Source organism: Delftia sp. ZNC0008, assembly GCF_000799035.1.
GTDB lineage: Bacteria > Pseudomonadota > Gammaproteobacteria > Burkholderiales > Burkholderiaceae_C > Comamonas > Comamonas tsuruhatensis.
The window spans coordinates 1-889 of sequence record NZ_JTKZ01000041.1 but is presented as its reverse complement, the minus strand read 5'-3'; the positions used below and the strand labels follow the sequence as shown (position 1 = coordinate 889).

Here is an 889-nt window from a genome sequence, read left to right as displayed (position 1 = left end):
CCGCGTTGAAGCGGCGTTGCGCGGCGTCCACCTCGGTCTCGCGCTGCACGATCAGGGCCTGGGCGGCGGCCAGGTCGCTGCGGCGCAGGGTGACCTGGGCCTCGGCCGCGGCCACGCTGTGCTCGGCCTGCTGGCGCATGGCGTCGGCTTCCTGGCGCTGGGCGCGCAGGGTGTCGATCTGCATGCGCGCCACGGGCTGGCCGGCCTGCACGAAGTCGCCCTCGCGCACCAGGATTTCCTCCACGCGGCCGGGCAGCTTGGTGGAGATGTCGATCTCGGTGGCCTCGACCCGGCCATTGCTGCCGACGAAGCCCTCGCCCGGGCCCTTGGGCGTGAAGGTCTTCCAGGCCCACCAGGTCACGAGGGCCAGGACCGCCACGGCGGCGATCGGCACGATCTTGTTCTTCAGAGAGGTGTTCTTGTCCATGGGCGGGTCCGGATGCTTCAGGAATTCGGGGGATCGGCAGGCGTGGCCGGCACGGTGGCGGGCAGCGCGGCAGGTTCCGCCCCGCTGCCGCCGCCCAGGGCGGCATACAGGCCCACCTGGCTGGACAGCAGGGCGCGCCGCGCCTGCACCAGTTGCTGGCGTGCGGCCAGCAGGTCGCGCTGGGCGTCCAGCACCTCCAGGTAGGCGGCCGAGCCGTTGTCGTAGCGCAGCTGCGCCAGCCGCGCGCGCTCGGCCTGGGCCTGCACGGCGGTGCGCTGCACGGTGATCTGTTCGGACAGCCAGCGGCGCGCGGCCAGGCCGTCGGCCACCTCGCGGAAGGCGGTCTGTATGGCTTTCTCGTACTGGGCCACGGCCATGTCGCTGCGGATCTCGCCCAGCTCCAGGTTGGCGCGGCGCCGGCCGCCGTCGAAGATGGGCAGGGACACCGTGGGCACGACGCGG

General features: G+C 73.0%; 2 protein-coding genes. Both read right to left on the bottom strand.

The genetic code is table 11. The features are described 5' to 3' along the window. The coding region (locus L995_RS01285) for an HlyD family secretion protein (protein ID WP_047468377.1) at positions 1 to 427 on the bottom strand (427 nt) is incomplete at its 3' end. Positions 428 to 444: 17 nt separating this feature from the next. Next, the coding region (locus tag L995_RS01280) for a TolC family protein (RefSeq protein WP_047468375.1) at positions 445 to 889 on the bottom strand (445 nt) is incomplete at its 5' end.